Source organism: Pseudomonas oryziphila (genome assembly GCF_003940825.1).
Lineage (GTDB): Bacteria > Pseudomonadota > Gammaproteobacteria > Pseudomonadales > Pseudomonadaceae > Aquipseudomonas > Aquipseudomonas sichuanensis.
In genome coordinates, this window is the sequence record NZ_CP034338.1 from 5,160,315 (window position 1) to 5,185,043 (window position 24,729).

The 24,729-nt window shown below is 62.2% G+C and carries 20 protein-coding genes and 1 tRNA gene; 13 read left to right on the forward strand and 8 right to left on the reverse strand.

Annotation, left to right across the window (positions count from 1 at the left end; genetic code table 11):
- Positions 1-223: 223 nt before the first annotated feature.
- The 6 genes from EJA05_RS24105 to EJA05_RS24130 form a co-directional block, all read right to left on the reverse strand.
- A complete protein-coding gene (locus EJA05_RS24105) occupies positions 224-652 on the reverse strand; it encodes a hypothetical protein (protein ID WP_125860370.1) in 429 nt (142 codons plus the stop codon).
- Positions 653-979: 327 nt separating this feature from the next.
- On the reverse strand, positions 980-1,363 hold the full coding sequence (locus EJA05_RS24110; RefSeq protein ID WP_125860372.1) for a hypothetical protein: 384 nt from the start codon (positions 1,361-1,363) through the stop codon (positions 980-982).
- Positions 1,364-1,402: 39 nt separating this feature from the next.
- Entirely contained in the window at positions 1,403-1,771 is a 369-nt protein-coding gene (locus EJA05_RS24115; RefSeq protein WP_125860374.1) for a hypothetical protein, read from the reverse strand.
- A gap of 11 nt (positions 1,772-1,782) precedes the next feature.
- Entirely contained in the window at positions 1,783-6,429 is a 4,647-nt protein-coding gene (locus EJA05_RS24120; RefSeq protein ID WP_125860376.1) for an RHS repeat-associated core domain-containing protein, read from the reverse strand.
- Complete coding sequence (locus tag EJA05_RS24125) at positions 6,426-9,371, reverse strand: type VI secretion system Vgr family protein (RefSeq protein WP_125860378.1); 2,946 nt, start codon at positions 9,369-9,371, stop codon at positions 6,426-6,428. The genes EJA05_RS24120 and EJA05_RS24125 overlap by 4 nt, the downstream gene beginning before the upstream one ends.
- An 84-nt stretch (positions 9,372-9,455) precedes the next feature.
- Positions 9,456-9,974 carry an Hcp family type VI secretion system effector gene (locus tag EJA05_RS24130; protein ID WP_125462404.1) on the reverse strand — a complete coding sequence of 173 codons (519 nt, stop codon included), beginning with the start codon at positions 9,972-9,974 and terminating at the stop codon, positions 9,456-9,458.
- 598 nt (positions 9,975-10,572) lie between these two features.
- Between EJA05_RS24130 and EJA05_RS24135 the strand changes: the two genes are divergently transcribed.
- The 10 genes from EJA05_RS24135 to EJA05_RS24180 all read left to right on the forward strand — a co-directional run bounded on the left by EJA05_RS24135 (position 10,573) and on the right by EJA05_RS24180 (position 19,342).
- Entirely contained in the window at positions 10,573-12,297 is a 1,725-nt protein-coding gene (locus tag EJA05_RS24135) for a tetratricopeptide repeat protein (RefSeq protein ID WP_125860380.1), read from the forward strand.
- 2 nt (positions 12,298-12,299) lie between these two features.
- Positions 12,300-12,917 carry a lipoprotein insertase outer membrane protein LolB gene (gene lolB, locus EJA05_RS24140; protein WP_125465545.1) on the forward strand — a complete coding sequence of 206 codons (618 nt, stop codon included), beginning with the start codon at positions 12,300-12,302 and terminating at the stop codon, positions 12,915-12,917.
- Positions 12,918-12,923: 6 nt separating this feature from the next.
- Positions 12,924-13,784 (forward strand): 4-(cytidine 5'-diphospho)-2-C-methyl-D-erythritol kinase, encoded by an 861-nt coding sequence (gene ispE, locus EJA05_RS24145; RefSeq protein WP_125465546.1) that lies wholly within the window; start codon positions 12,924-12,926, stop codon positions 13,782-13,784.
- Positions 13,785-13,804: 20 nt separating this feature from the next.
- Positions 13,805-13,879, forward strand: a tRNA-Gln gene (locus tag EJA05_RS24150).
- Between the two features lie 47 nt (positions 13,880-13,926).
- On the forward strand, positions 13,927-14,868 hold the full coding sequence (locus tag EJA05_RS24155) for a ribose-phosphate pyrophosphokinase (RefSeq protein WP_099773531.1): 942 nt from the start codon (positions 13,927-13,929) through the stop codon (positions 14,866-14,868).
- Positions 14,869-14,988: 120 nt separating this feature from the next.
- Positions 14,989-15,582: a 50S ribosomal protein L25/general stress protein Ctc gene (locus EJA05_RS24160; protein WP_125465547.1), complete on the forward strand. Its 594-nt coding sequence runs from the start codon at positions 14,989-14,991 to the stop codon at positions 15,580-15,582.
- 81 nt (positions 15,583-15,663) lie between these two features.
- Positions 15,664-16,248: an aminoacyl-tRNA hydrolase gene (gene pth / locus EJA05_RS24165; protein ID WP_110995623.1), complete on the forward strand. Its 585-nt coding sequence runs from the start codon at positions 15,664-15,666 to the stop codon at positions 16,246-16,248.
- A 23-nt stretch (positions 16,249-16,271) separates the two neighbouring features.
- Positions 16,272-17,372: a redox-regulated ATPase YchF gene (ychF, locus tag EJA05_RS24170; RefSeq protein WP_110995624.1), complete on the forward strand. Its 1,101-nt coding sequence runs from the start codon at positions 16,272-16,274 to the stop codon at positions 17,370-17,372.
- Between the two features lie 219 nt (positions 17,373-17,591).
- Positions 17,592-17,888, forward strand: coding sequence for a cupin domain-containing protein (locus tag EJA05_RS24175; protein WP_125860382.1), 297 nt, complete (start codon positions 17,592-17,594; stop codon positions 17,886-17,888).
- A gap of 293 nt (positions 17,889-18,181) precedes the next feature.
- The gene (locus EJA05_RS24180; protein WP_125860384.1) at positions 18,182-19,342 is read left to right on the forward strand and encodes an MFS transporter; all 1,161 of its coding nucleotides are present in this window, start codon (positions 18,182-18,184) and stop codon (positions 19,340-19,342) included.
- A gap of 25 nt (positions 19,343-19,367) precedes the next feature.
- Here EJA05_RS24180 and ycaC read toward each other — a convergent pair whose 3' ends face one another.
- Together ycaC and EJA05_RS24190 are read right to left on the reverse strand one after the other, a co-directional pair.
- Positions 19,368-19,988: an isochorismate family cysteine hydrolase YcaC gene (ycaC, locus tag EJA05_RS24185; RefSeq protein ID WP_125860386.1), complete on the reverse strand. Its 621-nt coding sequence runs from the start codon at positions 19,986-19,988 to the stop codon at positions 19,368-19,370.
- A 107-nt stretch (positions 19,989-20,095) separates the two neighbouring features.
- Entirely contained in the window at positions 20,096-21,085 is a 990-nt protein-coding gene (locus EJA05_RS24190) for a Fic family protein (protein WP_125860388.1), read from the reverse strand.
- A 220-nt stretch (positions 21,086-21,305) separates the two neighbouring features.
- Here EJA05_RS24190 and EJA05_RS24195 point away from each other — a divergent pair, with 220 nt between their 5' ends.
- From EJA05_RS24195 to EJA05_RS24205, 3 genes are all read left to right on the forward strand, one after another.
- On the forward strand, positions 21,306-21,695 hold the full coding sequence (locus EJA05_RS24195; RefSeq protein ID WP_125860390.1) for a YybH family protein: 390 nt from the start codon (positions 21,306-21,308) through the stop codon (positions 21,693-21,695).
- A gap of 86 nt (positions 21,696-21,781) precedes the next feature.
- Positions 21,782-23,281, forward strand: coding sequence for a purine-cytosine permease family protein (locus EJA05_RS24200; RefSeq protein ID WP_125465552.1), 1,500 nt, complete (start codon positions 21,782-21,784; stop codon positions 23,279-23,281).
- 13 nt (positions 23,282-23,294) lie between these two features.
- A complete protein-coding gene (locus EJA05_RS24205; protein ID WP_125860392.1) occupies positions 23,295-24,725 on the forward strand; it encodes an aldehyde dehydrogenase family protein in 1,431 nt (476 codons plus the stop codon).
- Positions 24,726-24,729: the final 4 nt, after the last annotated feature.

Below are 24,729 nucleotides of genomic sequence, written 5' to 3' on the forward strand. Positions count from 1 at the left end.
AAAAACAAAAACAAGGACTTTCAAACACTCGCGACTTTATCACGCCATTGATTCTAGCTTGATAAAGTGTGGCCGGCACGGCTCGGGACCAGGGGGCCTGGACGATGACGCTGACAAGGAATGCCTTGTTAAACTCTCTTAATCTGAGACCAAATAATGGAATCCATATCTACAAAGCCCACTCTCAGGTAAAACAGGCACAACATTTGTGCTATATCCGAACTCAAATAGACTCCCTCGAACTCCACTTTGCTCCCTCACTTGCACGCCCATACAGAGCGTTTATTTTGAGCTGCCCACACTCTACGACAACACTATACCGCCGATACGAAACCAAAGACTTAGCGTTAAAAGTTTCAATAAAAAAAATACCACCGGATTCTTTTTGAGAGCCCACAATTACTGCCTGAGCGAATTCAGGTGGCCGCCCCGTATTTAGCAAATCGAGCCTGCTCCGAGCTATAGCCTCATTTGCTTTACGACTCAGACACTCTTCGAAAATAACTGCAAGTTTTGCTTTCGTTTCGATATCAGCCTTGAGCCGCTCCTCAGCACTTGTTTTATATTCATTAGAACGACGACGCTTATGATACTCGACCTCCCAGGCCAGCATCCGCTTCAGAAAACCCTCTAAAAACCTAACAACATCCATTGTCGCCCCTCATTTGAACATCCCATGCCTCTCGCATAAGCATGAGAAGCAGCACTAGTTGCCAACCACGCCTCTATATCAGAAGGACGGATTTTCTGCAGAAACACCCTTCAAAGTCCAATTTTCATTATAACCGTGCTTATTTCTAAGAATTTCACCCTGCAGCTTTAATTGGCCAACCCACCCTGTAGGGCTATTAACACAGATGAATTAGCTAAATGAATAGGACTGCGTTCTTCAGCCGATATCGCCTAAGCTCCTAACCCTTTCTACCCGCTTGGGCAGAAATTATAGTGAAGAATAAATCAGTCCCCTTTCCCTGTTGCATCACCTAACCTGAAAAATCTCTACTGACTTACCAACAATATAACAATCACTACGCCGCCTGATCACATCCAATGTGATCGGAACATCTTCGAAAAACCCATCAAATTCTAAACAATAGCCTCCGATACCTGAAGTCGAGAATCTCACACCATTAAAAATGGAGCGACTTTTCCCGCCAACAAAATCGGAACGAACCTCTACAACACCACACACCTTCACACCAAGATTTAGCACCTCCCCAGAAACTTCATCCGCAGCACCGCTCATTTCAATTTTTACATTTAGCACTCCAAAATCTTCGAATTCGTATCCGAAAAACCTTATGTGCCAACCTTTAAAATTTTTATACCTCTCAAAAATCTTTACAATATCCCCAAACGACATACAGACCTCCCTACCCTACAAAGCCAGCCAGACCAACAACTATTTAAATTCCAATATTTCGACAGATTGACCAACAACGTAGCAAGTACTATGTCGCTTCACTTCACTCAACGAGGCCGGCTCAACACCAAAATCACCATTCACTTCCAAACACCACCCTTCATTGAATCTTAAAAGCTTTATCTTGGAGTGGATAACCGTTGGAATAACAGTTGACCTAACATCACTAACTTCACGAACAAATATATCCACACGCCGCCAGACATCACCTTCTACCTCATAGTTCTGAGCATACAATTCTATTCTCACATAGCAATCCCCATCCTTGGGAAAGAAATACTCAAACGCTTTCAAGACTCCATCATCGAAACCGTAGTATTCATCCAACAGTCTGACTTCATTTTCCATACCTACTCCAACTATTTTTGTGATGGTTGCGTGCCGGGTGGGATTACACTCCACCCTTCAGGAACTTGATCTGGTGGCAGATGCACTGCTCCCTTCCCATGTCCGCTTTGGATATTCCCAGGAGGCGAAAGAACATGGCCATGTCCGGGAGGTGCCTCCTTGCCATGACGTTTGAAGTCTACCTGGCCAACCGCAAGACCATCACTGTTATAGATGGTATTTTGCACTGCAAATTTCCCATCACCGCTGACCTGAGTGTAAACACTATTGGGAGTACCAGTACCATCACGGGGAGCGAGTTCCGGTGCCCACTCATGGAATAGATCACAAACTTTCTGGCCCGTGAGCCCATATGGGTCGATCCAGTGGGTCGGGTTTACGGCATAGGCATAGAGATTGAACCCTCCTACATAGCTCACCGGGTCCTGACTGATGAACCGCCCAGCCCTTGGATCATAGTACCGATAGCGGTTGTAATGCAGCCCGGTCTCATGATCGTGGTACTGCCCTTGGAAGCGAATCGGGTTACTTAGGCCATGCTGCTTGGCCCAGTCCGATCGCTCCTCACGTACCTCACCCCAGGCCTTGTACTGCCCCGACCAGGCCATGTTGCCCTGTTCATCGGTCAATTCCGTCGGCGTACCGAGGTGGTCGCACTGATACCAGGCAATGGCGTCGAACGCCTGCGGCTTCACCTCGGTGTGCCACAGCGGATCCTGATCGAAGTCGTATTCGCGCTGGCTCCAATCCGGCTGCTTGTGCAGGCGGATCGGGCTTTTGTGCAAGGCCTGAGCTACCGGCATGAAGCTGTCCGGTTCATACAGGTAATGCACCGTGCGCCCGGTGTCGCCTTCATCGAGAGGCGGTGAGCTTTCCCAGGCCAGGCTGTCGCCGTCCCAGCCAAACAGGGTGAAGCCACAGCCGAGTTCACGCTGCCGCTTGGCCCGTTGCAGTTGGTTCCAGCCAGTGCCCGCTTCGGGTCGATCCCAGAAATGCGCCTCTGAATGCTTGTGCAGACGCCGGCCCAAAGCATCGTAGCTGTACTCGACCTTGAGTTTATCGTCGTTGTAGCTGGCCAGACGGTCGAATAGGTCCCAGGTGAGGTGGGCATGAGCGCCGTTATGCAGACGGTGCACCAAGTTGCCGCGCTCGTCGTAGCGGTAATGAGTACCGGCATACTCGCGCAGCAGGTTGTCCATCAGCTTGTTGCGACGTGGATCCGCTTCAAGTGGGCGGTTAAGTTCCTGGGTCTTCTGGTCCAGCAGGTTACCCGCCGGGTCGAAGGCGAAGGTCTCCACACCGAGACGGCTGGTGGCCTGCAACAGACGGCCAACCGGGTCGTACTGGTACTCCAACTGGCCACGACGACTGTCGTGGATGTTGGTCAACTGGCCCGCAGCGTCGTAGCGGTACTGACGCTTGAGCAACGTGGACTGGCCGTCATGGCTGCCCAGCAGTTGCTCTTGCAAACGCCCTGCCGGGTCCCAGGCCTGGGCCTGCATCAACTTATTACCCTGGTGCCGCACCACCTCGCGGTGCAGGTCATCGCGCTCGTAGGCCAGCATTTCGTGCTGGTCGAGCGTCATGCCGAGCAGGTGGCCGCTGCCGTAGGTCAGCCAACTGACCTTGTGGCCGTCCGGGCGGATGGTGGCGGTGCGCTGGTTGAGCGCGTCGTACTCGTGCTGCCACACCGCGACCATTGGCGTGCCGGTGGCCAAGTAGTGTTGGTGCTCGCGGGTCAGGTTGCCCGCCTCGTCGAAGAACCATTGCAGCTTGCTGGCAGCGTTCACTGCCTGAACCAGTTGCCCATTGCCGTCGTAGGCAAAGGTTTCGCTCTGGCTTTGATCGCCCAGGCGGGCCGTACGCTCGCGCAATCGGCCCATGCGGTCGAAGGTCAGGTCGATACGACGTTGACCGACCTGAGTGCTCGCCAACCGACCGCTATACGGGTCGTACTGGTAGCGGGTCACCAAGCCATCGAAGCCTGTTTCTTGTAACAAGCGACCGACCGGGTCGTAGAGGAAGTTGGCCTTGCTCTCGTTTTCGTTTTCCAGCCCGATCAAGCGACCGAGCTTGTCCCAGCGGTAGCGCAGGGTGTGTTCCGCGGCATCGACGCGCTCGGCCAGCAGGCCGACAGCGTTGTAGGCCCAAGTAGTGCAGCGGTCGAGGGCATCGACGTGCGCCAGCAAACGACCTTCGGCGTCGTAGTTGAAGCGTTCTTCGGTTTTGTCGGGATGGGTGACCTTGGCCAGTTGCCCGGCTTGGTATTCGTACGCGGTCTTGTTACCCGCCGCATCGGCGAACTCGGTCAACTGGCCAAAGGCGTTATACGTCCACTGGCTGGTCTTGCCGGAGCAATCGGTGTATTCGAGCAGCTGCCCGGCATCGTTGTAGGCAATCTTCTTTTCGTTACCAAGGGCGTCCTTGATCGCCTTGACCAACCCGGCCGGGGTGTAGGCGAACTCGGTCTTGTTGCCCAACGGATCGACGGTCTCGACCAGGTTGCCGCGCTCGTCATAGTCGCGTAGCCACAGCCCCCCTTCGGCGTCGCTGATTTTGGTCAACCGGTCCTGATCGTCGTAGGCGTAATGCTGAACGCTGTGATCCGCACGGATGTGCTTGAGCAGGTTGCTGCGCTCATCGTAGACGTACCGGTCCTGACTGCCGTCGGGGTGGACGTGGCGAATGATGTTCTTGCTCACGTCACGGAACAACCATTCATCCCGGCCATCCGGGTATTTGATGCGGTAGGTGTAACCCTGCTGGTCGTAGTAGTGCCAGGTCTCCTGGCCATGGGCGTCGGTGACATAGGTCAGGCGAATGCGCTCGTCCCATTCCAGACGCGTCTCATAGCTGCCGTCGTCGGCCCACTCGCGAATGGCCTTGGCGTGTGGGCCACTGCCGTCCCACTCAAGGTTGAAGCCCCGGTCGGTCCGGTCGGTGTAACGGGTGATCAGGTGGTTCTGGTAGGCGTAGCGCCAGGCCGCACCGTGTTCGTCCTGTGCCGCGATCAGGTCGCCCTGGTCATCGTAGTGATAGGCGCACAGCTGACGCAGCGGCTTGCCATCGACTACCTGCCACAGCCCCTGGAGGTGACCATGATCGTCGAGCAAGGTGCCCAGTTGCAGGTGCACCTTGGTCGGGTCGTCGTCCTGATAAGTGTTGATGTCCGACAGCACTGGCCGGTCGTGATGGCGGTGCTCGTAGTGCAGCATCGCCCCCGCGCCACTGCGCAACTGGATATGCGTCAGGTAGAAACGATCACCATGGCGGGCGTATGTCTCGCGACGGTCCAGGCCACGCAGCAGTACCAGTTGCTGCTCGGCAGTGCGCACCAGAGTGAAGTATTCCACCGCATCATGGTGCGGCTTGCCCTGCTTAGGCAGCGGGTAGTCATGGCTGCGACCGTCGTAATCGTGGAACACCACGCCTTGATCGAGCACGTCGATGCAGGTGGTGAACTCGGTAAGCCAGCGAGCGCCGAGGATGCCGTCGTCGAGCTTGTCCAGGCGCGAGTTGTAGGTGCGCGTCCAGGTGACCGGGAACGGGCCGGGCAGGCTGAAGTCGGTATGCAACAGTGTTTCGCTACCGAGCGCAAAATTGATCTGGTTGGTGGTGCTACATGGCACCTTGTTCTTGCAGCAATTCGACGCGCCGGTGGCCGGCCCTTGACTGCGGATCGTCTCATTCCGCCCTTCAGAAGACTGATGCCGGGCCTCAGCAGTCGAATTCTGCTTGACCACCGTAGGCATAGCCTTGGGATTGCGGTGGTGCCACTTCGTACTGCTGTCATGCAGCATCACCAGCAGGCTCTTGATCGAGTCCTTGTTGTCCGCGTTGGCCAAGCTCATCAGCTTGCCGCTCATCTGCGGCGCGAGCTTGCGGAACTGCTGGGTGCTCTTGAGCACGTCGTTCTGCACCGACGTGGGCACGGCGTTGCTCAGCAGTGTGTTGGCCGCGCCCTTGCCCATTGCCGAGTAGGCATTGCTCAGCGCGCCGAAGGCGTTCTCAAAGGCCACCGCAGGGTCGGACTTCCAAGTATCGCTGACCTTCTGCGCCATCTGCGTGGCCTTGTCCAGGTCGCCCTTGCTGTCGAGCTTGCCGAGGACGATGGCGTCGATGGCGTCGGCAGTGTTGAGGATCAGCCTCTCGCCGGTCTTGGCGGCATCGCCGAGGATGCTGTCGAGCTGGGCCTGGGCGTCGACCAGGAAGGTGTCCAGTTCACCGAGCAGGTCAGCGTTGAGGTGGCCGACGATGATCTCGACCAGCGCGTCGCCGAGGATCTCCTTGCCCTCCTGGCGGGCCAGGGTCAGCATCGGCCGCAGCCCTTTGCGCGCGGCAGCCATGGTCGGCGGCGCCGGGATCACGCCAATCAGGTTGATGCCCAGGCTCACCCAATCCCACGGGTCGGGCTCCTTGGCCGAGGCTAGGTTGACGATATCGCCCACGGCATCCACCAGGGCGATGATGTTGCCGATCACCGGCAACACCTCGGCGGTGTCCTTGAGCCGTTCGAGGTTGACGTAGCCGCCGCTGATCTCACGCAGCCAAGCATCGAACACGGCAGCGCCGCGGCTGACATCGGCCATGCCGATCTGGTCGAGGGGGACGACCGCCGCCTGGGCTGGACGTGGTTTTTCAGAGGTATCGGCGGTCATGACATCAATTCACTTGGCAGAAGATCGGTGACGGTGTTCAGGCTCGGGGCCTTGAAAGCGGGGAGCTTGGGCATCGCCGGCAGCTTGGGCAGGCTTGGCAGGCTGGCCATGGCGCCGGAGGCGGCCGGCAGCGCCGAGCTGGCGGTGCTGGCCAGCTGCGGCAGGCCGGCGACGCCGCCTTTCAATGCGCCCTGTACCTGTTGCGCGGTCTGCATGGCGCCCTGGCCGGTCTTGAGCAGGCTCATGCCGCTCTTGGCCGCGTCCATGCCGCTGCCGGCCAGTTGCTTGGCCTTGTCGAACAGGCCGCCCTCGCCCTTGGGCAGCGGCAGCTTCTCGACCAGCGACTCCAGCTGGCTCGACAGGCTGTTGGGGTCTGGGGCCTGCACCGGCCACTCGACCACGCCGATGTAGCTGCTCGGCGCCCAGGGCGGCGATGGATCGCGGCCGAAGTTGACCCAGGCCGGCCCTGGCGCCGCGCCGGACACAGCCTTGAACCCCTGCCCGTCCAGCGTGCCCTTGAGCACCGTGCCCAGGGCGTCGGTGACTTCGTAATCGCCGGCCTTGATGCCTTTGGTGTTGGCGTAGAGGTTGAACAGTTCCAGCGCGCCCTTGCCCGGTTTGGGCGGCTCGGGGAAGGTGCCGGCCAGGCTCGCCGCGCCGATATGGGCGAACTGCGCGGCCTTGGCGGTGTAGTTGGCGCTGGTGACGTGGGTGATGCCTCCGGCGTTGTAAGTCGTTGCGCTGCCGCCGCCCTGCACCACCAGCTCGGTCTTGGCCTTGAGCAGGATGCGGTCGGCGTTGGCGGTGATGTCGAGCTTGGCCAGCAGGTTGATGCTGTCCTTCAGGGCGCGGATGTCGATGTCGCCAGAGGCCGACACCAGCTTCCAGCCCAGGCTCTGGACGAAGAAACGCATGCCCTGGCTGGCGCTGGCCAGCAAGCGCTTGCCGGCGGACATGCTGGTGTGGCCGGTGCTGCTCAGGGCCAGGTGGCTGCCGCTGGTGAGGTGGTTGGGGCCGGGGGTGGTCAGGGCGATACCGGCGGGGCTCGACACCACCAGGTGCGGTTGGGTGAATTCGGCGAATTCGTTTTTCGTCAGGTCGCCCGGGCCGCTGCCGAGGATGCCTTGGTGCTGCTTGTGCAGGTCCTTGGCCACGGTGTCCTGGTCGCCGGGTTCCTGGGCCTGCATCTGCTTGGCAAGTTCCGCCAGGCTGTCCTGCTGGTCGCTGGCGGTGGCCAGGCGTTCGGCGGTTTCGGGCAAGTCCTTGTGGTGCTTGGCTTCGTTGGCGCGGGGCTCGGTGGTGAGCAGCAGGCCACCGGCGGCGCGGATGGCACCGTGGCGGTCGGTGCGCAGTTCGAAACCTTCACCGCGCGGGGCGCCGCCAGAGGGGCGCGGGTGAGTGAGGTAGCCGAGGTTCAGCGCACTGGCGCCGTGGTCGCTGCGCAGGGCGATGCTGATTTCGCTGGTGGTGTCGTCGATGCGCAGTTCGTTGCCGCGGCTGCCTTTGTATTCCTTGCTCTTGATCGTGGCCAGGGTCTTGAGGTCGGGCAGCTTGTAGTGCGGCATGTTCACGCCGTGGTACAGGCAGCCGGTCACCAGCGGTTGGTCGGGGTCGCCTTCGAGGAAACTGACCAAAACCTCCATGCCGATGCGCGGCAGTTGCAGCCCGGCGATGCCCTGCCCGGCCCAACTGCTGGCCACGCGCATCCACACGCTGGACTTGTCGTCGGCCTGGCCTTCGCGGTCCCAGAAGAACTGCACCTTGATGCGGCCGTACTCGTCGCAGTAGATCTCTTCGCCGGCCGGGCCGCTGACCACGGCGCGCTGGGTGCCGAGCACCTTGGGCTTGGGATGCAGCAGCGGCGGGCGGAACGGTTGCTGCCACGGGGTAACCACGAAGAAGTTGCGGTAGCCCTGCTGGAAACCGTCGTACTTGGCATCGACGTCGCTGGTGATGGCTTCTTCCAATACCTGCGGCTGGCGGCCCTGGTGGCGCACATCGGTGAGCAGCCACAGGTCGTTCCACTGGGCGTTGGGGTGGCTGCTCAGAGTAAGGAAGTGCCCGCTGGCGAGCAGCGGCTGGTCGCTGTCGCCGCTGGCCTGCTGGTAGTCGCTGCGGTGGCATTCCAGGGCGCGGTTGGCCAGGTGCTTGCCGCGTGGGCGGTCGAGGAAGCGGCCGGGGTAGTCGTAGTCTTCCAGGGCCGGCTCGTCGAGGCTGTCGGCGGCGCCTTCGAGCTGGATCAGCGGCTTCTTGAAGTCGTAATCGCGGCGGGTGACGCTGCTGGTGCGGGTTTCCACGCGCAGGCCGAAGCGCTTGATCATCGGCGTGTCGGCGACCAGCCCGGCATCCTGCTGGTAGGCCACCGGGGCCAGCTTGGGGAACACGGTCTGGTCGTCGCCGAACACCAGTTGGTGGCCGTCGGCGCTGTGGCGGAAGTGGTAGTGGATGCCTTCTTCTTCACACAACCGCTGGATGAACTGCAGGTTGGACTCGTCGTACTGCACGCAGTACTCGCGCTCGGGGTACGTCGCGCCCAGTTGGAATTGGTAGGCGTTGGCGAGGATGCCATGCTCCTCGAGCACCTGGGCGATGATTGCCTGCACGGTCTTGTGCTGGAACATGCGCTGGTTGATGCGGTGGGCCAGGTACGCCAGCTGCGGGCGTAAGGTGACCTGATAGCGGGTCAGGCGCTTGCCTGCCTCGCCTTGCGCGGCACGGTAGATCAGGCCGTGCAGGCCCCGCCCGTCGTCGCCGAGCTGAAGGAACGCGGGCTTGTGCAGCAGGCTCTCCAGGTTCAGCGAGGGGTGCTCGCTGACCAGCTCCAGGTCGATGGCGTAGGGTTGGCTGATGGCTTCCGTGCCGTCGAAGGCGAGGACCTGGAAGTCATGCTCCAGGCCATCGATGTGCAAGCTGAAGTGGGTCTGGTTCGCGGCGGCAAACATCCTTGTCCCTCATGTTGCGAAAATTCGGTGGCAAAACGACCGCAGCCCGCTGCGCGAACGCGGCGGGCTGCGGTGGGTCCAGGCTTAGCCTGCGACCGGCGCGCGCCAGTCGTCGGAACCGGAAGTACCGGACACTTCGTGGGTCCAGGTGATCTTGCGGTAGGTGAAGTGCACGTCTTCCAGGTGGGTGAAGTGAGCGTTGCTCGGGTCCTGGCAGTTGTGCATGTAGTCCTTGATGTCGACGATGATCGCGTCTTCCAGGACGGTGGTGTAGTAGTGCTCCTGAGTGCCCTGGGCCGAGGTGCGGTACCACTTGATCTCGATCTTGGTCATGCGCTCGCCCGAGGTCAGGGCAGCCAGCAGCAGCGGCGAAGCCTTGTCGAAGACCTTGGTGATTTTGACTGGTTTGTGCACGCGCTGGCCGGTCGGCTGGCCGGACTGCGGGTCACGCGGGATGATCACTTCGTGCTCGAAGCCCTGGACCATCACCTGGTCTTCGTGGCCTTCCTGGTAGGTGTTGCCCACCGAGTCGGCGGTGAACGCGCCAGCGGTGATCAGGCCTTGTTTTTCGCCAGTGACGGACATGTAGGCGGGAGTTGCCATGCGTGTTGCTCTCCATGCGTTGAGAAAGTCACCCGGTGGCAGAAAGTTGCCGAACGGGGGATGCGCATCCATACAAAATCTGCGCCAGTGAATTTTTATCTATATAAATCAATGCTTTATATGACAATGCCATTCGTTTGGATTGGTTTTTCAGCGATCGACATTCAAAAGTTGCGCAACTTCTTGCGCAGTGCTGGCAAAAAGTTGCGCACTTGGCTGAAGAGCCCGTGCCACAAGGGCTTCAGCGCGTCAGAGGGCATTTTTTGACTGACCAAGTGCGCAACTTCTTGCGCAGTTGAACCTGAGGTCAAATCTGCCGAGTCGCCGAGGGAGAAACGATACCGAAGCGGTACTAAAGGAGGGAGTCAGACGCTTCTCAGTCAAAAGGAAGGATTGTTCTGACAACGAGACTGCAAAGAACCTACAAACACCAGGGCCGGATAAACAACGCAGAGGCTGACTACAGGCGCTGCGCCACGCCGCTACGGAACCTGTGGCGCCCGGCGAAGGTCGCAGCTATCCGAACGCTTCGCAGGTGGGTTTGCCACTGCGCTTGTGTCATCATGCTCCGACCGCCGGTTAGCCACCAAAGCCCTCTATGAACAAATCCTACGCATTGCTGCTTACCCTCGCCCTGCTCCAAGGCTGCCAGAGCCTGGCCCCGAACACGTCGGGCGGCCAGACACCCGCCGCCGATGCCAGCAAGAGCGCGGAAAAGCCCGTGGTGTACGGATCGTTCAAGCAGGAGACGGTCTACAGCCTGCTGGTGGCGGAGCTGGCCGGCCAGCGCAACCGCTTCGACATCGCCCTGAAAAACTACGTCGACCAGGCCGAGAAAACCCAGGACCCTGGCATTTCCGAACGCGCCTACCGTATCGCCGAATACCTCGGCGCCGACGAACCGGCCCTGGACACCGCGCTGATCTGGGCCCGTAACGACCCGCAGAACCTCGACGCCCAGCGCGCCGCCGCCATCCAGCTGGCCCGTGCCGGGCGCTACGACGATTCCATGACCTATATGGAAAAGGTGCTGCAAGGCCAGGGCGACACCCACTTCGACTTCCTCGCCCTGTCGGCCGCCGAGACCGACCAGAGCACCCGCGACGGCCTGATGCAGAGCTTCGACCGCCTGCTGGTGAAGTACCCCGACAACAGCCAGCTGGTGTTCGGCAAGGCCTTGCTGCTGAACCAGGACAACAAGCCCGAACAGGCCCTGGAGCTGCTCGAAAGCCACCCGCCGCAGAACGGCGAGATCGCCCCGGTGCTGCTGCGTGCCCGCCTGCTGCAGGCGCTGGACCGCGGCCCGGAAGCACTGCCGCTGCTGCGCGGGGCGATCCGCGACAACCCGGAAGACAAGCGCCTGCGCCTTACCTACGCGCGCACCCTGGTCGAGCAGGACCGCATCGACGACGCCAAGGCCGAGTTCGAAAGCCTGCTGCAGCAATACCCCGAAGACGACGAGATCCGCTATTCGCTGGCGTTGGTCTGCCTGGAAACCAAGCACTGGGACGAGGCCGAAGGCTATCTGCAGGAAATGGTCGAGCGCGACGCCAACGTCGACGCCGCCCACTTCAACCTCGGCCGCCTGCGCGAAGAGCGCGGCATGCCCGCCGCCGCCCTGCGCGAGTACGCCCTGGTGGGTGCCGGCAATGACTACCTGCCGGCGCAACTGCGCCAGGCCGACATCCTCATTGCCAACGGCCGCAGCGCCGAAGCCTCGCGCCTGCTCGCCGAGGCTCGTGAAGCGCAGCCCGACTACGCCATCCAGCTGTACCTGATCGAGGCCGAGAGCCTGGGCAACAACGGCAAGGAGACCCAGGCCGACCAGGTGCTGCAGCAGGCGATCAAGCGCTACCCCGACGACCTCAACCTGCTTTACACCCGCGCCATGCTCGCCGAGAAGCGCGACGACCTGGCGCAGATGGAAAAAGACCTGCGCGCCATCATCGCCCGCGAGCCGGAAAACGCCATGGCGCTCAACGCGCTGGGCTACACCCTGGCGGATCGCACCACCCGCTACGGCGAGGCCAAGGCGCTGATCGACAAGGCCCACCAGCTCACCCCGGACGACCCGGCGGTGCTCGACAGCCTGGGCTGGGTCAATTACCGCATGGGCAAGCTTGACGAAGCCGAGCGCCTGCTGCGCCAGGCCTACGAGCGTTTCCCCGACCATGAAGTGGCCGCCCACCTGGGCGAAGTGCTGTGGGCCAACGGCAAGCGCCGCGAGGCCAAACAGTTCTGGGCCAAGGGCTTCGAAGCACAGCCCGACAGCCCCATCCTGCGCAAGACCCTCCTGCGCCTGACCGGATCCGAGAGCCTGTAAACATGTTTCTGCGTCATTGCATCACCTTCTCGCTCATCGCCCTGCTCGCCGGCTGCGCCGGTTTCGGCAGCAAAGAGGCCGTACAAGGCCAGGGCAACCCGCAACTGTGGCGTGAGCACAAACAGCAGCTGGCCAGCCTCGATGGTTGGCAGATCAACGGCAAGGTCGGCATCCGCGCCCCGCGTGACTCCGGCAGCGGCACGCTGTTCTGGCTGCAACGCCAGGACTACTACGACATCCGCCTGGCCGGCCCGCTCGGCCGCGGCGCCGCGCGCCTGACCGGGCGCCCCGGTGGCGTGGTGCTGGAAGTGGCCAACCAGGGCCGTTACCAGGCCGATAACCCCGAAGCCCTGCTGGAAGAACAGCTTGGCTGGCGCCTGCCGGTATCGCACCTGGTGTGGTGGGTGCGCGGCCTGCCCGCTCCGGACAGCAAGAGCCAGCTCACCCTCGACGGCGACAGCCGCCTGGCCAGCCTCAAGCAGGACGGCTGGCAGGTGCAGTACCTGAGCTACACCGAACAGAACGGCTACTGGCTGCCCGAGCGCCTGAAGCTGCATGGCGAGAACATCGACGTGACCCTGGTGGTCAAGGACTGGCAACCACGCCAGCTGGGGCACTGACAGCTGATGGAAAAGCTCACCCTCCCCGCCCCGGCCAAGCTCAACCTGTGGCTGCACATAACCGGCCGCCGCCCGGACGGCTACCACGAGCTGGAAACCGTGTTCCAGTTCCTCGATCACGCCGACGAGTTGAGCTTCGCGCTGCGCGACGACGGCCAGATCCGCCTGCAGACCGAAATCGAAGGCGTGCCCCACGACAGCAACCTGATCGTTCGCGCGGCGCGCCAGTTGCAACAACAATCCGGCACCTCGCTGGGCGCCGATATCTGGCTGCACAAGGTATTGCCCATGGGTGGCGGCATTGGCGGCGGCAGCTCTGACGCCGCGACCACCCTGCTGGCGCTGGCCCACCTGTGGCAACTGGACTGGGATGAAGATCGCCTGGCCAGCCTGGGCCTGAGCCTGGGTGCCGACGTACCGGTGTTCGTCCGTGGCCATGCCGCGTTCGCCCAGGGCGTCGGCGAGCAGTTGACCCCAGTCGACCCCAGCGAACCCTGGTACGTCGTACTGGTGCCGCAAGTGTCTGTCAGCACAGCGGAAATTTTTTCGCATCCAGAGTTGACACGTGATTCCCTCCCCCTTAAGATGCGCCCCGTTCCCGAGGGAAACAGTCGAAATGACTGCCAACCGGTAGTAGAGCAACGTTATCCTGAAGTTCGCAACGCGCTGATTTCATTGGGTAAATATACGGAAGCTCGAATGACCGGCACTGGAAGTTGTGTGTTTGGGGCCTTCCCAAGCAAAGCCGAAGCTGATAAAGTTCTGGCCCTTCTTTCAGCGACCCAAACAGGGTTTGTGGCGAAAGGAAGCAATGTTTCGATGTTGCATCGCAAGCTGCAAAGTCTGCTCAAGAAGTCGAGTTCATAAGAGCTCGCAGCAACAGATACAGGGGCGTCGCCAAGCGGTAAGGCAGCAGGTTTTGATCCTGCCATGCGTTGGTTCGAATCCAGCCGCCCCTGCCATTTTCCTATACTCATCCAGGTATACCCTCAGCCTTCAGGTACTGCGCGTGTCCAAGATGATGGTCTTTACGGGGAACGCTAACCCCGATCTGGCTCGGCGTGTCGTACGTCAGCTGCATATCCCTCTCGGTGACGTCTCTGTCGGTAAATTCTCCGACGGCGAGATCAGCACTGAGATCAATGAAAATGTCCGCGGTAAAGACGTCTTCATTATTCAGCCGACCTGTGCCCCGACCAACGATAACCTGATGGAACTGGTAGTGATGGCCGATGCCTTCCGCCGCTCCTCAGCATCCCGAATCACCGCCGTGATTCCTTACTTCGGATACGCCCGCCAGGACCGCCGTCCGCGTTCGGCACGTGTAGCCATCAGCGCCAAAGTCGTCGCTGACATGCTCACTGTCGTAGGTATCGACCGTGTACTCACCGTCGACCTGCACGCTGACCAGATCCAGGGTTTCTTCGATATCCCCGTCGACAACATCTACGGCTCGCCCGTACTGGTCGACGACATCGAAGACCAGCGTTTCGAGAACCTGATGATCGTCTCCCCGGACATCGGTGGTGTGGTACGTGCTCGTGCCGTCGCCAAGTCCCTGGGTGTTGATCTCGGGATCATCGACAAACGCCGCGAGAAGGCTAACCACTCCGAGGTTATGCACATCATCGGCGACGTCGAAGGGCGCACCTGCATCCTGGTAGACGACATGGTCGACACCGCCGGCACCCTGTGCCACGCGGCCAAGGCCCTGAAAGAACACGGCGCTGCCAAGGTTTACGCCTACTGCACGCACCCTGTCCTGTCGGGCCGCGCGATCGAGAACATCGAGAAGTCGGTACTGGACGAACTGGTGGTGACCAACACCATCCCGCTGTCCGCCGCTGCTCAAGCCTGTGACCGTATCCGTCAGTTGGATATCGCACCGGTAGTAGCTGAAGCGGTACGCCGCATCAGCAATGAAGAATCGATCAGCGCGATGTTCCGCTAAGCGGGACACGTGTTGATGTGAAGCGCCCCGCCCCAACCTGTGTTGGGGCGGGGCTTTTTTGCCATCCCCGTCTGGCGCTGGTCGCAAACGCCTTGCGGGAGGCTATTTTGGAGAAACAAAATGACTGACTTCATCCTGAACGCCCAAGCGCGTACTGACCTGGGGAAAGGTGCGAGCCGCCGCCTGCGTCACACGCTGAACATCCCTGCCGTTGTTTACGGTGGCGATAAAGAAGCTCAATCCCTGACCATCCTGGCCAAGGAAATCACCAAGCTGTTCGAAAACGAAGCTGCCTTCAGCCACGTGATCGAGCTGAACGTCGACGGCGCCAAGCAAAACGTCGTGGTCAAGGCCATGCAGCGTCACCCAGCCAAAGGCTACATCATGCACGCCGACTTCGTTCGCGTCGTTGCTGGCCAGAAGCTGACCGCCAAGGTTCCAGTTCACTTCGTCGGCGAAGAAGCCCCGATCAAGAAAGGCGGCGAAATCTCGCACGTTGTTTCCGAGATCGAAGTTTCCTGCGAAGCCAAAGACCTGCCTGAGTTCATCGAAGTTGACCTGAGCAAGGCCGAAGTCGGCGCGATCATCCACCTGTCGGACCTGAAAGCTCCGAAAGGCGTAGAGTTCGTTGCTCTGGCCCACGGTGATGACAAAGCTGTTGCCAACGTTCACGCTCCACGCGTTGCTCCAGAAGCAGAAGGCGCTGCCGAGTAATCCACTCGCGCGCCGGTGTTGACCGGGTTACAGTGCGCGCCGCGCCCTGTAACCCACCAACTCCAAGGAAGAGCCCCTGACGTGACCGCCATCCAGTTGATCGTTGGCCTGGGTAACCCCGGCCCCGAATACGAACAGACCCGGCATAACGCAGGGGCTCTTTTCGTTGAACGCGTAGCCAGCGCCCAGCGCGTCTCCTTGACCGCTGACCGCAAATATTTCGGCCTGACGGCTAAATTCAGCCATCAGGGCAACGACGTTCGTTTGCTGATCCCCACCACCTACATGAACCGTAGCGGCCAGTCCGTGGCGGCCTTGGCCAATTTCTTCCGGATCAAGCCGGAGGCCATTCTGGTGGCACACGACGAACTCGACCTGCCTCCCGGCGTCGCCAAGCTCAAGCGCGGTGGCGGCCACGGTGGGCACAACGGCCTGCGCGACATCATCGCGCAGCTCGGCAACCAGAACGATTTCCACCGCCTGCGGCTTGGCATTGGCCACCCGGGCGACGCCAAGCTGGTCTCCAACTTCGTCCTGGGCCGCGCACCGCGCGCCGAACAGGAGAAGCTCGACGCCAGCATCGATTATGCCCTCGGCGTGCTGCCGGACGTGCTCGCTGGCGACTTCGCCAAGGCGATGCGCGAGCTGCACAGCCAGAAGGCCTGACAACTCTAGTAAGGGGAATACCCATGGGTTTCAATTGCGGCATCGTCGGCCTGCCCAACGTCGGCAAGTCCACCCTGTTCAACGCCCTGACCAAGTCCGGTATTGCGGCTGAGAACTTCCCCTTCTGCACCATCGAGCCGAACAGCGGCATCGTGCCGATGCCCGACGCGCGCCTGAATGCGCTGGCCGAGATCGTCAAACCGAACCGCATCCTGCCGACCACCATGGAGTTCGTCGACATCGCAGGCCTGGTGGCCGGCGCTTCGAAAGGTGAAGGCCTGGGCAACAAGTTCCTCGCCAACATCCGCGAGACCGACGCCATCGCCCACGTGGTGCGCTGCTTCGAAGACGAGAACGTGATCCACGTTTCCAACAGCGTCGACCCCAAGCGCGACATCGAGATCATCGACCTCGAACTGATCTTCGCCGACCTCGACAGCTGCGAGAAGCAACTGCAGAAGGTCGCGCGCAACGCCAAGGGCGGCGACAAGGACGCCCTGGCGCAGAAAGCCATCCTCGAGCAGCTCATCCCCCACTTCACCGAAGGCAAGCCTGCGCGCAGCCTGATGAAGAACATGAGCGCCGACGAGAAAGCCGTCATCCGCGGCTTCCACCTGCTGACCAGCAAGCCGGTGATGTATATCGCCAACGTGGCCGAAGACGGCTTCGACAACAACCCGCACCTGGACGTGGTCAAGGCCATCGCCGAGGAAGAAGGCGCGGTGGTGGTGCCGGTGTGCAACAAGATCGAAGCGGAAATCGCCGAGCTGGACGATGGCGAAGAGAAAGACATGTTCCTCGAGGCCCTGGGCCTGGAAGAGCCTGGCCTGAACCGCGTGATCCGCGCCGGTTACGAGCTGCTCAACCTGCAAACCTACTTCACTGCCGGCGTGCAGGAAGTACGTGCCTGGACCGTACGCGTCGGCGCCACCGCGCCACAGGCCGCGGGCGTGATCCACACCGACTTCGAAAAAGGCTTCATCCGCGCCGAAGTGGTGGCCTACGACGACTTCATCCAGTTCAAGGGTGAAGGCGGTGCCAAGGAAGCCGGCAAGTGGCGCCTGGAAGGCAAGGATTACATCGTCAAGGATGGCGACGTGATGCACTTCCGCTTCAACGTCTAAGCACAGCTCGACGTCCTCCTATCGCGGGCGGTGCGACGCCTCGACAAGCCTGCTCCCACGCAGTCTGCACTGGACTCGTGGGAGCGGGCTTGTCGGGACGCCGCACCGCCCGCGATGCATTTGTTGAGTGTCAACGCAACTGACTGCCAGCAGAGTTGCATTTAACGCGGCGTGGGACTGCCCCAGGCTAGTCACCTTTCCGTGACCAGGCATGCTCCCATGACGCAAACAATTCAACGCCCCCAGGCCGTGCCCACCGTGCAGGTGGACACCGACGAAGTCATCGTCACCGAATGGCGCTTCGCCCCCGGCGCCGAGACCGGCCGCCACCTGCATGGCCACGACTATGTGGTGGTGCCGATGACCGACGGCACCTTGCTGCTGGAAACGCCCGAGGGCGAGAAACGCGCCCCGCTGGTGGCGGGCCAGAGCTACTTCCGCAAGGCCGGCGTCGAGCACAACGTGATCAATGCCAGCGAGCATGAAGTGGTGTTCATCGAGACCGAGCTTAAATAGACAAGCCGCCCGCCAGGCTAACTGCACTGTCCCCATCGCTGGCAAGCCAGCTCCCACAGGGTATGCGCAAGCCTTGAAGTCGGCGCGGTCAAGGTGGGAGCCGGCTTGCCGGCGATAGGCATTGCTGTCGTTCGCTGACTTCACCCCCGCCGCACAACCGTCTACACTCCTCCCCTGCTTGAACCGGGATAACCGAAGCACTGCCTCGAAACCCGATGGACCTGACCACTGCTGGTCAACCGTCGGGACTAATGGGTCCGGACCTTGGCCGGCCTGTTTATCGGAGGCAACACATGAACCCGCGTATCTGGCTGCTGGCCCTGGCGACTTTCGTCACCGGCATGGCCGAAAACATCACCGTCGGCATCCTGCCGGCACTGGCCGATGGCCTGGACGTTCCGCTCGGCGTGGCCGGGCAACTGACAACCGTCTTCTCCCTGAGCTTCGCCCTCGCCGCGCCCTTCTCTCCCCTGCTGACCACACGCTTGCCGTTGCGTGGCCTGCTGTGCGCCACCCTGGCGCTGTTCGCCCTGTGCAACCTGCTGGCGGCATGGGCGCCCGGTTACACCGCGCTGTTGCTCGCCCGCATCGGCATGGCCGCGACCAGCGCCTTGACCTGCCTGACCTGCACCCTGATGGCCACGCGCATGGCGCCCGAAGCCCTGCGCGGGCGCGCCATCGGGGTGATCTTCATGGGCATCTGCAGCTCGCTGATCCTGGGCGTGCCGGCCGGCATGCTGTTGTCCGACGCCCTGGGCTGGCGCGGCGTGTTCGTTGGCCTGAGCGGCCTGGCGGTGGCGGTGCTGCTGATGGCCTGGCGCGGGCTGCCGACGTTGCAGAGCGACGAACGCATCGCCCTGGCCAGCTACCTGCGCCACCTGCGCGACAGCCGCCTGACGGCCGCGCAAGGGGTGTCGCTGTTGATGATCGCCGGGCACTTCACCGTGTTCGCCTACCTGGCGCCCTACGCCCAGCAGGTCGCCCAAGTGCCGAGCCAATGGCTGGCGGCGGTGTTCGCGGCATTCGGCATCGCCGGTGTCTCGGGCGGTTACATCGGCGGCTGGATGGCCGATCGCCTGGGTGTGGCCAAGGCCATCCTGCTGGCGCCCTTGTTGTACCTCGCCAGCCTGTTGCTGCTGCCGCTGAGCGCGGGTACGCCGTGGCTGTTCCTGCCGGCGATGATGCTCTGGGGCGGGCTGAGCTGGACCACCTCGCCGGTGGTGCAGAGCTACCTGGCCAAGCGTGGGGAAGATACCTTCCCGGCGGGTATGAGCCTGAACATGTCGGCCATGCACCTGGGCGTCGGGTTGGGGTCGGCCATCGGCGGCGTGGTGATAAGCGGCTCGACGCTGGCCGCCACACCCTGGGCCGGGGCACTGTTGACGACACTGGCGGCGGGGCTGGCGATCTGGTCGGCCATGCCACGGGCTGGCGCGTTGAAAATGGCGCAGTGATCACTCACGGCGCCAGTCGAGGGGTTTACTTGGCCAGCTTGTCGTAGCTGGTCATCAGGTTGCGGTAGTCGGGGATGTGGTTGGAGAACAACGTCCCCAGCCCTTCGATGTCGTTGCGCCAGTCACGGTGCAGCTCGCAGGCCACGCCGAACCAGGTCATCAGCTGCGCGCCGGCAGCTTCCATGCGCCGCCAGGCCGAATCGCGGGTCAGCTCGTTGAAGGTGCCGGAGGCGTCGGTGACCACGAACACTTCGAAGCCCTCCTCCAGCGCCGAGAGGGCCGGGAAGGCCACGCAGACCTCGGTCACCACCCCGGCGATGAGCAGTTGCTTCTTGCCGGTGGCCTTCACCGCCTTGACGAAGTCTTCGTTGTCCCAGGCGTTGATATTGCCTGGCCGGGCAATGTACGGCGCATCGGGGAATTGCGCCTTGAGCTCGGGCACCAGCGGGCCGTTGGGGCCGGTTTCGAAGCTGGTGGTGAGGATGGTCGGCAGCTTGAAGTACTTGGCCAGGTCCGCCAGCGCCAGCACATTGTTCTTGAACCGGTCGGGGTCAATGTCGCGCACCAGCGACAGCAACCCGGCTTGATGGTCGACCAGCAGGACGGCAGCGTTGTTCTTGTCCAGTCGCTTGTATTGGAACGCCATGGCTGAACTCCTTGCTTTGCAGGTAGGGAGTTTCCAGCGTAGGCAATCGACAGGCACAAGGCCGACCGTCAGTCGGCCAAACGTGACTGGTTCGCCTACGCAAGCGCTTACCTTATGACGCGGCGATATTGCTGCGCCGGGCTGCGTGGCGCATCAGGGTCAGTCATTTCGATCAAGCCGTCAGCCAGCGCAGGCTTGAGATAGTTCGCTCGAAAGGTCGGGCGGTGGGACAACCCGAGACGCTCCATCAGCTCATTGGCGCGCAGCGCGATACCCGGCTTCAGAACCTCCAGCAATCGCGCTACTTGGTCGGTTACTTGGTCGGTTACTTGGTCGGTCTCGCTCGCCTCGGCCAATGCCTGCCGCAGCGCCTGGAGCATGAACTCGACAAAGGGCGTAGCCTCGCCAGCCTGATCCGCAGCCGCCAAGGCGCCATAGTACGCCTCCTGTTGGGCACAGATCACCGACTCCACCGGCAGATAGGCGAGTACCGGGCGCCAGCAGCTCAGTATCAGCGTCTGCCACAGTCGTCCCATACGCCCGTTGCCATCGGCGAAAGGATGAATGAACTCGAACTCATAGTGAAAGACGCAACTGCTGATCAAAGGGTGCCAGTCACTGGCGCCCAGCCAACGCAGCAGGTCATGCATCAGCGGCTGCAAGCGACTGGCAGGCGGTGCCATGTGCAACAGGCGCTGGCCGCGATAGATGCCGACACCTCCTTGGCGAAACTGACCGGCGTCGTCGATCAAGCCCATCATCAGCAGCTTGTGGGCAGCCAGCAGATCAGCCTGACGCTCGGGCTGCCAGTGGCTCATCGCTTCATAGGTGGCAAAGGCATTGCGCACCTCCTGGATTTCACGCGGCAGGCCGAGTACCCGCTTCCCTTCCAGAACCGCAGTGACCTGCTCGACGCTCAGGGTATTGTTCTCGATCGCCAGCGAGGCCTGGATGGTACGAATGCGGTTACCTCGGCGCAGTTGCGGGGTAAGCGCCACTTCCCGATTGGCCGTGAGTGCCCCCACCTGCTCGCTGATATCGGCAACCAGAGCCAGCATGCGCGGTGTCACAGTCAGCGGCGGCAGATACTGGCTCATGGTGCAATGTCCATCGGGTCTGAAAGCGTGGGAATGATCGTGAAGCTTGATGAGGTCAAGGCTGCCGACACCTTAGCCAGTGGCAACACCAGGGTAAAGCGCAGCACCCCATTGGTTCACGATTTCCTGAACTGATTATTTGTCCACAGCGATTTTTCCCCCCGCCCGCCCCCACCAGAATCGCTTCACCAACAATCACAATAATCGTGAGGCCACTCCCGTGGACCAGACACTCCAGGTACGGCAGGCCGCCGCCGACCTCGTTGCCGCCTTCGCCAGCAATGACACCGCCCGCTACTTCGCCTGCTTCAGCGAAGACGCCACCTTCCTTTTCCATACTTTGCCGCAACCGCTGCTGTCGCGCCGCGCCTACGAAGAACTCTGGGCTTCCTGGCAGGCAGACGGCTTCGCCGTGCTCGGCTGCGAATCCAGCAATGTGCAGGTCAGCCTGCAAGGTGACGTGGCGATCTTCATGCACGATGTGGCCACGCGCCTGCGCGTTGCCGGCGAAGAACTGGCCCTGAGCGAGCGCGAGACCATCGTCTTCCGCCGCCACGGCGAGCGCTGGTTGGCCTGCCACGAGCACCTGTCGGTCGTCTCGCCGGCCTGATCCCCTTTCAAGCGGCCTTGCCGCACTGCCATCGCACACACAACAAGGCCCCTTGAGGCCGACAACATTCGCGCTGGAGCACCACCATGAGCCACTCGACCGGTATCGAGACCAATGGCGTCGAACAGATCCCCGACGATCAACGCGACGCCGCCCCGCTGGACCTGTTCCGCCTGATCTTCGGCGGCGCCAACACCTTTGCCACCGCCGTGCTGGGCAGCTTCCCGGTGCTGTTCGGGCTGTCGTTCCAGGCAGGCGTGTGGGCGATCCTGCTCGGCGTCGGCGTGGGCGCGCTGATCCTTGCGCCGATGGGCCTGTTCGGCGCGCTCAACGGCACCAACAATGCGGTGTCCTCGGGCGCGCATTTCGGCGTGCACGGGCGCATCGTTGGCTCGTTCCTGTCGCTGCTCACTGCCGTGGCGTTCTTCTCGTTGTCGGTGTGGAGCTCGGGCGATGCCCTGGTCGGCGGCGCCAAGCGCCTGGCCGGCCTGCCGGAAACCGACCTGACCCTGGGCCTGGCCTACGGCCTGTTCGCGGTGCTGGTGCTGGTGGTGTGCATCTTCGGCTTCCGCTTCATGCTGTGGGTCAACAAGATCGCCGTGTGGGCCTCCAGCCTGCTGTTCCTGCTGGGCATCTTCGCCTTCGCCGGGCCGTTCGACGCGGGCTACGCCGGTAGCGTCAACCTGGGCCAGGCCGGCTTCTGGGCAGCCTTCGTCGGCGCGGCGATCCTGGCCATGAGCAACCCGGTGTCGTTCGGTGCCTTCCTCGGTGACTGGTCGCGCTACATCCCGCGTGCCACGCCGAAATCGCGGATCATGCTGGCGGTGATCCTGGCCCAGGTGGCCACGCTGATCCCGTTCCTGTTCGGCCTGTGCACCGCCACCCTGGTGGCCAGCCAGGCGCCGGACTATATCGCCGCCAACAACTACGTCGGTGGCCTGCTGGCGATCTCGCCGGGCTGGTTCTTCCTGCCGGTGTGCCTGATTGCGGTGATCGGCGGCATGTCCACCGGCACCACGGCGCTGTACGGCACCGGCCTGGACATGTCCAGCGTGTTCCCGCGCCTGCTCAGCCGCGCCGCTGCCACGCTGCTGATCGGCGTGCTGGCCATCGGTTTCATCTTCGTCGGCCGCTTCACCTTCAACCTGGTGCAGAGCGTCTCGACCTTCGCCGTGCTGATCATCACCTGCACCAGCCCCTGGATGGTGATCATGATCCTCGGCCTGATCACCCGCCGCGGCTTCTACCACGCCGACGACCTGCAGGTGTTCACCCGTGGCCAGCAAGGCGGCCACTACTGGTTCTGCCACGGCTGGAACTGGCGCGGCATGGGCGCATGGATCCCCAGTGCGCTGGTCGGCCTGTGCTTCGTCAACCTGCCTGGGCAGTTCGTCGGACCACTGGGCGAACTGGCCGGCGGCATCGACCTGAGCCTGCCGGTCACCCTCGGTATCGCCGGCGTGCTGTACCTGATCCTGCTCAACCTGTTCCCTGAACCGGCTGGCGTGTACGGCCCGCAAGGCCCGCGCTGGGTGCGTTGCAAAAGCACGCCGGTGAAGCCCGTGACCACCGCCGAAATGGCCTGACTGGAAACCGACCATGACCACTTCTCACTACATCGACGGCCGCTGGGTCGAAGGCCAGGGCAGCGACTGCATCGTTGTGCAGAACCCCTCCGACGGCCTGCCGTTCGCCGAACTGATGGCCGCCAGCACGGGCCAGGTCGACCAGGCCGTGGCCGCCGCACGCCGTGCGCTGAGCACCTGGAAAACCGTGCCCGCCAGCGAACGCGCCAGCTACCTGCGCGGCTTTGCCGAGCAACTGGGCCAGCGCCGCGACGAGCTGATCGCCTTGCAGATGCGCAACAACGGCAAGCCGCGCCACGAGGCCGAGATCGACCTGGACGACGCCATCGCCACCTTCGCCTACTACGCCGACCTGGCTGAACAGTTGCCGGCGAAAAACCGCGATGTGCCGCTGGCCGCACCGGGCTTTACCGCCCGCACCCGCCTGGAGCCGGTGGGCGTGGTCGGCCTGATCGTGCCGTGGAACTTCCCGCTGGTGACCAGCGCCTGGAAGCTCGCCCCGGCCCTGGCCGCCGGCTGCACCGTAGTGCTCAAGCCTTCGGAAGTGACCCCGCTGATCGAGCAGGCCTATGGCCAGATCGCCGAAGCATTGGGCCTGCCGGCCGGCGTATTGAACATCGTCAACGGCAAGGCCGAGACCGGCGCCGCCCTGAGCGGCCACAACGGCCTGGACAAGCTGTCGTTCACCGGCAGCAACGGCGTCGGCAGCCAGGTGATGCGTGCAGCCGCCGCGCAATGCCGGCCGGTGACCCTGGAGCTGGGCGGCAAGTCGGCCATCGTGGTGTTCGACGATTGCGACGTCGACCAGGCTGTGGAATGGATCGTCGCCGGCATCACCTGGAACGCCGGGCAGATGTGCTCGGCCACCTCGCGCCTGCTGGTGCAGGACGGCATCGCCGATGCGTTGCTGGCGCGCTTGCAGGAGGCGCTGGAGAAGCTGCGCGTCGGCAACCCGCTGAGCGAGGAAGTGGACATGGGGCCGCTGACCAGCCAGGCGCAGTGGCTCAAGGTCGCCAGCTACTTTGCCAAGGCCCGCGAGGAAGGCTTGAAGTGCCTGGCCGGCGGCAAGGCGCTGGACCGCGACGGCTGGTTCGTCAGCCCGACGCTGTATGTGGACGTGCCTGAGAGCAGCCGCCTGTGGGCCGAGGAGATTTTCGGGCCGGTGCTGTGCGCGCGGCGCTTCGATACGGAAGCCGAGGCCATCGTGCAGGCCAACGACAGCCGCTTCGGGCTGGTCGCCACCGTGTGCTCCGCCGACCTGGAACGCGCCGAACGCGTGGCCGATGCGCTGGAGGTGGGGCATGTGTGGATCAACTCGGTGCAGGCGGTGTTCGTCGAGACGTCGTGGGGCGGGACCAAGGGCAGCGGGATTGGCCGCGAGCTCGGGCCTTGGGGGTTGTCGGGGTATTTGTCGGTGAAACATGTGACGCGGTGTTTGGGGTGATTGG